We start from the raw sequence: 2,318 nt of genomic DNA, 5'->3' as shown, positions 1-2,318 counted from the left end.
TGCGCTCGGGTGATTTCAGTCCAGGCCATCTTGATCTCATCAGGTTATCGCAAACCCATGAATCATAACCCGCTGAAATCACTCAACTCATTTTCGGTCAGACACTTAGGTTTGGCGAGCCAGGACGGCTTGGGCAGGCTACCAGCCGTTGAGGTGGGGAGCAGTGTTTTCATGAGAGATAACCTTGTGTTTCTGACTGATCAGGCGGCGTAGCTGGCAGACCACTGCTCAAGAACATCGTGATACGGTTCGATGAAATTCTCTTCCGTATACTTACCTTGTGCGGTTGCTAACTGACTCCGCTCTTCGCGGTCGTAAACAATGCGGGTGTTGGAATAATCCTGATGCTGCAGACTTGGCTTGTAACAGTCGCCTGCCGCAGCATTGGCGTTGTAGATTTCAGGGCGGTAGACCTTCTGAAAAGACTCCATCACACTGATGGTGCTGATAAGCTCAAGAGTCGAATAATCAGAGAGCAGGTCACCAAAAAAATAGAACGCCAATGGCGCTGCGCTATTGCGGGGCATGAAATAGCGGACCTGCATTCCCATTTTATTAAAATACTGATCTGTCAGAGAAAATTCACGCTGCTGGTATTCAACCCCCAGAACAGGATGCTGATTTTCAGTCCGATAATAGGTTCGGTTGGTTGAAACACTGAGGCATATAAGGGGAAGCTTCCTGAAATTCTTTCTGTAAGCGGTGGAATTCACAACGCTCTTAAAAAGATTTCCGTGCAGGTCTCCGTAATTTTGAGGAACGGTGAACTCTGCCTTGTTTTTATTGTAGTCGGGCAGCAGCACACTGAAATCATAATCCCGCACATATGAGGAAAAACTGTTTCCTGCGAGACCTTCTATGCGCCTGTTGGCCTTTTTATCGACAATCGTTGTGTACAGAACTTCGATCAGCGGAAAGCTTTCGTTCTTGCCGGCAAAGGCAAGGTCCATCTCAATGGAAACGATTTCAAGCTCGACGGAGTAGCGATCCCCCATGGGGTTGTCCCAATGCGCCAGGCCATTGAAACGATTGTCAATCATCCTGAGCACGTTGCGCAGGTTTTCCTGACGGCTTTCTCCTCTTGCCAGATTGGCGAAATTGGTCGTGAGACGCGTTCTGCCGGATGGATGATAATTCTCATCGAAGCGAATGCGCTTTATTTCAAATGCGGTTTCCCTGATCATTGAAGCCTTCATCATGCCTGCTGTTAAGAGCCGTGCCTGCCTTATGCCGGAAGACTTCATTGAGCCGAAATGATTTAAATTCATTAAACCATAAATATCACTCATGGAATGATGTGATCAGGGTGACGGCGAAAATGGATAAGATCAGAGACTGACCTGCCATCTAGCATGTAAAAAATCGATATCTGCCTTCTGTCGTTCCATCTTGCGCGCTATGTGCATCTGGCGGCATGGTGCAAGGGCGAACGCTTCGATGGTCCCGCGCGAGCGGGTTAATAGGGAATACCGTCACGCACTGGGCAGATGACCGTCCAGAGGCATAGTCGGTGGCTGCTCCCGCAACTGTAGGCGGTATGCTGCTGGTTCGTTCACCTTGAACGTGGACCACTGTTCCCATAGGGGCGGGAAGGTTGGAACCAGTCGGCCATGATCCGTGAGCCAGGAGACCTGCCATCGTTCAGCCACTAACCGTCGGGCGGGATGACCGAAGGGAGGAGAGAAGTCTATGCCTGTCTGCCTCGTGCTTCCGCCATTCCTGCTGAAGCGGTCAACCGGATCTTTTCAGGCCACAGTCCCTTGCCTCATCAGATCTGACCGATATGCGCGACACATGTTCGTGCTGCTGAAAGCCCCTGGCCGTTAAGCACTTCGGATCCAGGAACCGGGCACTCACGCGCCTTGTCTGGTAGTGATAACGGTTACGCTTGCTCAGACAAAATGTGAGAGACGGGACGGCACTCCATACTGGAGCGTTACATCCTTTCGCCCTAGTCTGAGCCGGATGAAATGCCGAGGCAATGGAAAACGAATTTCATCAAACTTCAGAACATCCCGGGTGCGCAGAACACACTGATTTAAGGCGTATCAGAACCAATCCTGACTTCTGGTATCCCGTTGCATGGTCCCGTGAATTGAGAAGAGAGAAAGCAATCGATGTCCGGTTTGCCGGACGTCATATCGTTGCTGTCCGTCCAAAGAGCGGCGCACCTTACGCGTTGGACGGGCTATGCCCTCACCGGCAGGTGGAGGGTTCTAAAAACCCCCTGGTTTTGAGGTCTTCTGTATGATTCTATTTCTTCTGCGTTGATTGAGGGAATGGCGATATGAAGCAGTCTGGTTTCTTTGATGTTGAAG

Annotated in this window: 2 protein-coding genes, 1 pseudogene and 1 riboswitch; of the genes and pseudogenes, 2 read left to right on the top strand and 1 reads right to left on the bottom strand. The window is 50.5% G+C overall.

Features of this window, described 5'->3' with window-relative positions; translation table 11 throughout:
• On the top strand, window positions 1-213 hold a 213-nt coding region (locus tag GOB85_RS19105; protein WP_206752441.1), incomplete at its 5' end, for a hypothetical protein.
• Here GOB85_RS19105 and GOB85_RS18610 read toward each other — a convergent pair.
• Window positions 201-1,184 carry a DUF1852 domain-containing protein gene (locus GOB85_RS18610; protein ID WP_026199895.1) on the bottom strand — a complete coding sequence of 328 codons (984 nt, stop codon included), beginning with the start codon at window positions 1,182-1,184 and terminating at the stop codon, window positions 201-203. The two genes, GOB85_RS19105 and GOB85_RS18610, sit on opposite strands and share 13 nt — an antisense overlap.
• A gap of 237 nt (window positions 1,185-1,421) precedes the next feature.
• Window positions 1,422-1,653, top strand: a riboswitch (cobalamin riboswitch).
• A gap of 328 nt (window positions 1,654-1,981) precedes the next feature.
• Here GOB85_RS18610 and GOB85_RS18605 point away from each other — a divergent pair.
• Window positions 1,982-2,209 (top strand): annotated as a pseudogene (locus GOB85_RS18605) (Rieske 2Fe-2S domain-containing protein); the annotation flags it as partial.
• Window positions 2,210-2,318 lie beyond the last annotated feature (109 nt).

The organism is Acetobacter fallax, assembly GCF_011516735.1.
In the GTDB taxonomy this organism is placed as follows: domain Bacteria; phylum Pseudomonadota; class Alphaproteobacteria; order Acetobacterales; family Acetobacteraceae; genus Acetobacter; species Acetobacter fallax.
This window is presented reverse-complemented; position numbering and strand designations above follow the sequence as displayed.

What these genes read in the sequence shown, in the direction of transcription:
- GOB85_RS18610 (WP_026199895.1), bottom strand. Translation starts at nt 1,184, where the DNA reads ATGATCAGGGAAACCGCATTTGAAATAAAGCGCATTCGCTTCGATGAG.